Origin of the sequence: Dietzia sp. DQ11-38-2, from assembly GCF_014145055.1 — a bacterium.
Taxonomy (GTDB): domain Bacteria; phylum Actinomycetota; class Actinomycetes; order Mycobacteriales; family Mycobacteriaceae; genus Dietzia.
Window position 1 is genome coordinate 1 of sequence record NZ_JAALDW010000316.1, and the last position, 6,125, is coordinate 6,125.

Genomic DNA, 6,125 nt, shown 5'->3' on the forward strand with positions numbered 1-6,125 from the left:
GACGCCGGCGTCCCGGGCCCGGTCCACCGTGCGGTCGGACCCCCGCCGAGCATCACCGACGGGGCCGGGAGTCCCGGCGTGGCGGGGCGGATCCGGGTGGACACGTCGGCCTCCACCCTGGAGGCGTTGACGGTGTCGACGGCGAAGGCGCCGGCCAGTGCGACGGCCAGGGTGGCGGCCACCACCGCGACGGTGCGACGAGCTCTCATGGGGTTCAGGTCTACTCCGATGGCCGTAACTGGGGGGTGGGTCGCTAGTATCGTCTGGGCGCCAGGACGAGGAGGAAGCGACACATGGACGTAGTGCTCCTCACGGCTGAATCCGATCCCGAGACGGTGGTCCCGGCTCTGTCGCTCCTGCCGCACTCGGTCAGGCTGCTACCGCCCCTCGCCTCCTCGGTGGGCGAGTTGGCCGGTGCCGCGCTCGCCGTGGTCGACGCGAGGAGTGATCTCGCGGCCTCGCGCGCGCTCTGCCGGCTCCTCTCGGGGAGCGCGGAGATCTCCGTCATCGCGGTGGTCTCCGAGGGCGGACTGATCGCGGTCAGCGGGGACTGGGGGCTCGATGACATCATCCTGCCGACCACCGGGCCCGCCGAGGTTGACGCCCGGTTCAGACTGTCCGCCGCACGTCATTCGTCGCAGGGCGAGTCCGACGGCGGACTGCTCACGGTGGGCGAGCTCGTGATCGACGAGGAGACCTACGTGGCACGGGTCAAGGGCCGACCCCTGGATCTGACCTACAAGGAGTTCGAACTCCTCAAGCACCTGTGCCAACACCCCGGGCGGGTGTTCTCGCGCGCCCAGCTCCTCCAGGAGGTGTGGGGGTACGACTTCTTCGGCGGCACCCGGACCGTCGACGTCCACGTCCGGCGACTGCGCGCCAAGCTCGGACCGGACCACGAGTCCCTCATCGGAACCGTGCGCAACGTCGGGTACAAGGCGGTCCGGCCGACCGACCGCAGGGAGGACGGGGGAGACGCATGATCGCCATCGAGCGTTCGGTGGACGACGCCACGGCCGCCATGATCGAGGCGGTCGCCCGTGAGGCCGGCGACGAGGACGGGGTGCCCCCGCTCGGCGAGCAGCCGATGCGGTCTCTCCGGTCGGACGACGGGCAGGGCGTCCGCCATCTGCTGATCCGCGGCGACGGGGGAGGGGTCGTCGGTTACGCACAGCTCGCGGGCGAGGGCGGGGACGCGACCGCCGAGATGGTCGTCGCCCCCCGGGAGCGGAGACGAGGGGTCGGTTCGGAACTGGTGCGCACCGTGCTCGAGTTGGAGCCCGCCGCCGCGGTGTGGGCGCACGGTGACCTGCCGGCCGCGCGAGCGCTCGCCGCTTCGGTCGGTCTGGTGCGCACCCGAGAGCTCCTCAAGATGCGTCGGAGCGCGGCCGACGGCCCCGCACTCCCCGCGATCGGTCCCGCCGAGGGGATCGAGACGGGAACCCTGGCGGAGGCGGTCTCCGAAGGAGGTGGGCGGTGGCCCGGGCTGGACGCCCGGGAGGAGTTGCTCCGCGTCAACAACGCCGCCTTCTCGTGGCACCCGGAGCAGGGCGGGTGGAGCCGTGGGATGCTCGACCAGCGCCTCGCGGTGGAGTGGGTGGACCCCGCGGGGGTCTTCCTGGCCGTCGATACCGTCGGGCCGGCGCCACGGCTCGCGGGGTTCCACTGGACCAAGACGGTCACCGAGCCCGGTTCCCCCGTGGAGGGTGAGGTCTACGTGGTCGGGGTCGACCCGGCCGACCAGGGTCGGGGACTCGGGGGCATGCTCACCTCGCTCGGGGTGGCGCACCTCGAGGGACCACGGGGTGCGGAGTCGGTCGTCCTCTATGTGGAGGGCGACAACACGGCTGCCCTCAGGACCTACGAGAAGCTCGGGTTCACGGTCGAGCACCGCGATGTGACCTACGCCTCGGAGTGAGGTATCGGATCAGGCGACCCGCTGGCCGCCCATATGCCCAGTTCGGCGCACTGGTCGGGACCTGACTAAGCGTTCCTTTCGTGACACATCCGCTGAGTTCATCTCTAGTTCATCTTCTCCGGCGGGACCGTTCATATCGGCCCCTTACGTTCTGTGCTCGTCGGGTCTCGGAATCGGCCCGGCGTCGTGTTGCTGTCACCAAAGACATGTCCCGGAGGGCTCGCCGCCGGGCGAAACAAGGAGATTCAGTGGACCTCAAGCGCACCGGTGCTCTTCTCGGCCTCACCGCCCTCACCGCGGTCGGGTTGGCCGCCTGCTCGGATGACAACACCGGAAGCGGTGACACCGCGGCGCAGAGTGTCTCCGGCGCGGAATGTGAGGGCAAGCCGACCCTGACCGCGTCGGGGTCCTCCGCCCAGAACAACGCCATGACGATCTTCGCCAACTCCTACGCCCTGAGTTGCGAGGGTCAGACGCTGAACTACAACTCCAACGGCTCGGGCGCCGGCGTGAGCGAGTTCACCGGTGGGATCACGGACTTCGGTGGATCCGATTCCCCGCTGAAGGAGGCCGACTACGCGGCGGCCGAGGAGCGGTGCGGTTCCGAGGCGTGGAACATCCCCGCCGTCTTCGGCCCGATCGCGGTGGCGTACAACCTCGACGGCGTCGAGCTGAAGCTCTCCGGCCCCACCCTCGCCAAGATCTTCAACGGCGAGATCACCACGTGGAACGATCCGGCGATCGCCGAGGAGAACGAGGGCGTGGACCTCCCGGACGAGTCCATCACCGTGATCTTCCGGTCGGACGAGTCCGGCACGACGGACAACTTCCAGAAGTACCTCGAGGCGGCCTCCGAGGGCGCGTGGACGCAGGGCGCCGGCAAGACCTTCACCGGTGGGGTCGGCGAGGGTGCCCGTGGTAACGAGGGCGTCTCCGGTGCCATCGGCCAGACCCCGGGGACCATCACCTACACCGAGTGGTCGTACGCCAAGAACCAGGACCTGTCGATGGTCAAGGTCATCACCCCCGCGGATCCGGAGGGCGTGGAACTCAACGCCGAGACGGCCGGCGTGACGATCGACTCGGCACGCCTGCAGAACGAGGGCACCAACGACCTGGTCATCGACACCTCGTCGTTCTACGTCCCCGAAGCCGCGGGTGCGTACCCCATCATCCTGCCCACCTATGAGATCGTCTGCTCGTCGTACGAGGATCCGGAGACCGCCGCGGCCGTCCGGTCGTTCCTCAACATCGCGGTGGCGGAGGACGTCCAGGCGCAGCTCGAGGACGAGGGATACATCCCCGTGCCGGACGCCTTCCGCGAGCAGCTCCTCACCGCTATCTCCGAGATCTCCTGATCCACCGGTCACCGGCCCGTCGCCCGCCTCGGCGAGCCGGTGACCGTCCACGTCACCCCGAGCGACTGAAGGTCCAATGACAGTTCACGAATCCGTCGACCGCCACGCCGACCGGAGCACCGGGCAGTCCGGCGACCTCTCCGGCAGCACGGGGTCGGAGCCGGCGCCGGAGAAGGGCGCGAAGAGCGATCTCCTCGCCGGCAGGTCCTCTCGGGGCGCGGACGCGGTCTTCCGCAGCGCCACGGTGGCGGCCGGCGGCGTCATCGTCGCCCTGATCGCCCTGATCGCGATCGTCCTGGTCATGCAGGCGGCGCCCTCACTGATGGCGAACAACGTCAACTTCTTCACCTCGTCCGAATGGAACACGACCAATCCGGACGACTTGAGGTTCGGCATCCTCGACATGTTCAGGGTGACCGTCCTGAGTTCGATATTCGCGCTGGTCCTGGCGGTGCCGGTGTCCATCGGCATCGCGACCTTCCTCGTCCAGTACGCGCCGCCGCGGCTCTCGAGGTCGCTGTCGGCGCTCATCGACCTCCTGGCCGCCGTCCCGTCGATCATCTACGGCATGTGGGGACTGATCGTCCTCGGACCGTGGCTGGTCCCCCTGTCAGAGTGGCTCAACCGGAACCTCGGGTGGATCTTCCTCTTCGGCGACGGCAACGTCTCGATCGCCGGTGGGGGGACCATCTTCACCGCCGGAGTGGTCCTGGCGATCATGATCCTGCCGATCATCACCTCCATGTCGCGCGAGACCATCCGGCAGACCCCCTCGCTCCACCAGGAGGCCGCCCTGGCATTGGGGGCGACCAAGTGGGAGAAGATCCGGATGACGTGTTTCCCCTACGCGAAGTCCGGCATGATCGCGGGATCCATGCTCGCGCTCGGCCGTGCGCTCGGTGAGACCGTCGCGGTCCTGATCATCCTCCGTGCGGCGAGCGCCCCCGGCACCCTGTCGCTTTTCGACGGCGGCTTCACGTTCGCCTCGAAGATCGCGTCGGGCGCGGCCGAGTTCAACCACCCGCTGCCCACCGGCGCCTACATCGCGGCCGGACTGGTGCTGTTCATCCTCACCTTCTTCGTCAACCTCATCGCACGCTCCGTGTCCGGTGGAAAGGTCAACGGCTGATGACCCAGGCAACGTCCGACCTCGCCAAGCCCGCCAAGCCCTCGGAGACCTTCCTGCCCATCGCCGGCAGCCGCAGGGCGAAGGACAGGGCGGCGACGGTGGTCTTCTCCCTGTGCTTCGTGCTGGCCGTCATCCCGCTGGTGGCGCTGCTGTACAAGGTGATCGAGTCGGGCATCCCCGCGGTCATCAACCCCACCTGGTGGACCAATTCGTTCTTCCTCGTGTCCCCGTCCTCGATGGCGGGCGGTGTGGGTCACGCCATCTACGGCAGCCTCGTCCAGGCGATCATCGCCGCCGTCATCTCCATACCGCTCGGCGTGGCCGCGGGCATCATGTTGGTGGAGTACCCCGAGTCGAGGCTCGCCAGGCCGACCACCTTCATGGTCGACGTGCTCGCGGGGGTGCCCTCGGTCGTCGCGGCCATCTTCATCTTCGGGGTCTGGGTCTCCGTCCTGCAGTTCCAGCTCAGTGCGTTCGCGGTGAGCCTCGCCCTGGTGTTGCTCATGCTGCCCCTGATCGTGCGGTCCACCGAGGAGATGCTCAAGCTCGTCCCGGACGAGCTCCGCGAGGCGTCCTACGCGCTCGGCGTCCCCAAGTGGAAGACCATCGTGAGCATCGTGGTCCCCACCGCGCTGTCGGGGATGATCTCCGGGGTCTTCCTCTCGATCGCCCGCGTCATGGGTGAGACCGCTCCGGTGCTGATCCTCGTGGGCTACACGGCGAGCTTCAACTTCGACCTGTTCCAGGGGAACATGGCCTCGCTGCCGCTGTTGATCTTCAACCAGCTCTCGAACCCGACCGAGGCCGGCCAGTACCGCATCTGGGGCGCGGCCCTCACCCTGATCATTATCATCGCGCTGGCGAACGTCCTTGCCACGTTCGCTTCCAAGGCGCTCGCGCCGAAGACCAAGTAAGGACCTGTCATGGCCAAGCGACTCGACCTCGAGAACGTCGACATCTTCTACGGCGACTTCCACGCCGTGAAGGACGTCGACCTCCACGTCCCCCCGCGCTCGGTGACCGCCTTCATCGGCCCGTCAGGCTGCGGCAAATCCACCGTGCTCCGCTCGCTCAACCGCATGCACGAGGAGATCGCGGGCGCGTACGCCACAGGATCCATCAAGCTCGACGGCGTGGACATCTACGACAAGAAGGTGGATCCCGTCGCCGTCCGCCGGACCATCGGGATGGTGTTCCAGCGGCCCAACCCGTTCCCCACGATGTCGATCAAGGAGAACGTCACCGCCGGCCTCAGGCTCCAGGGTGTCAGGAACAAGAAGACGCTGGACGAGGTGGCCGAGAAGTCGCTGCGCGGCGCGAATTTGTGGAACGAGGTCAAGGATCGTCTGGACAAGCCGGGCGGCGGGCTTTCGGGCGGGCAGCAGCAGCGTTTGTGCATCGCGCGCGCGATCGCCATCGAACCCCAGGTCCTGCTCATGGACGAGCCGTGTTCGGCGCTCGACCCGATCTCCACCCTCGCGGTGGAGGACCTCATCGCCGAGCTCAAGAGCGAGTTCACGATCGTGATCGTGACACACAACATGCAGCAGGCGGCGCGCGTGTCCGATCAGACCGCGTTCTTCTCGCTCGAGGCCACCGGCATGCCGGGCCAGCTCGTCGAGGTCAATTCCACTGAGAAGATATTCTCGAACCCGGACAACAAGCAGACCGAGGACTACGTGTCCGGCCGTTTCGGCTGAGTCACCACACACCGCGAGTC

6 protein-coding genes and 1 pseudogene are annotated in these 6,125 nt (G+C 67.8%); 6 read left to right on the top strand and 1 reads right to left on the bottom strand.

Annotated features, from left to right (window positions below):
* Window positions 1-209: pseudogene (locus G6026_RS11095) on the bottom strand (DUF2993 domain-containing protein); the annotation flags it as partial.
* Window positions 210-293: 84 nt separating this feature from the next.
* Between G6026_RS11095 and G6026_RS11100 the strand changes: the two are divergent.
* From G6026_RS11100 to pstB, 6 genes are all read left to right on the top strand, one after another.
* Window positions 294-983, top strand: a complete 690-nt coding sequence (locus G6026_RS11100; protein ID WP_017835270.1) for a response regulator transcription factor — start codon at window positions 294-296, stop codon at window positions 981-983.
* Entirely contained in the window at window positions 980-1,918 is a 939-nt protein-coding gene (gene mshD, locus G6026_RS11105) for a mycothiol synthase (RefSeq protein WP_107755806.1), read from the top strand. Before G6026_RS11100 ends, mshD begins: the two co-directional genes overlap by 4 nt.
* Before the next feature lie 248 nt (window positions 1,919-2,166).
* Window positions 2,167-3,276, top strand: coding sequence for a phosphate ABC transporter substrate-binding protein PstS (gene pstS / locus G6026_RS11110; RefSeq protein ID WP_107755807.1), 1,110 nt, complete (start codon window positions 2,167-2,169; stop codon window positions 3,274-3,276).
* A 76-nt stretch (window positions 3,277-3,352) separates the two neighbouring features.
* Window positions 3,353-4,405, top strand: a complete 1,053-nt coding sequence (gene pstC / locus G6026_RS11115) for a phosphate ABC transporter permease subunit PstC (RefSeq protein ID WP_107755808.1) — start codon at window positions 3,353-3,355, stop codon at window positions 4,403-4,405.
* Window positions 4,405-5,319, top strand: coding sequence for a phosphate ABC transporter permease PstA (pstA, locus tag G6026_RS11120; RefSeq protein ID WP_107755809.1), 915 nt, complete (start codon window positions 4,405-4,407; stop codon window positions 5,317-5,319). Before pstC ends, pstA begins: the two co-directional genes overlap by 1 nt.
* Window positions 5,320-5,328: 9 nt before the next feature.
* A complete protein-coding gene (gene pstB / locus G6026_RS11125; RefSeq protein WP_095719166.1) occupies window positions 5,329-6,105 on the top strand; it encodes a phosphate ABC transporter ATP-binding protein PstB in 777 nt (258 codons plus the stop codon).
* Window positions 6,106-6,125 lie beyond the last annotated feature (20 nt).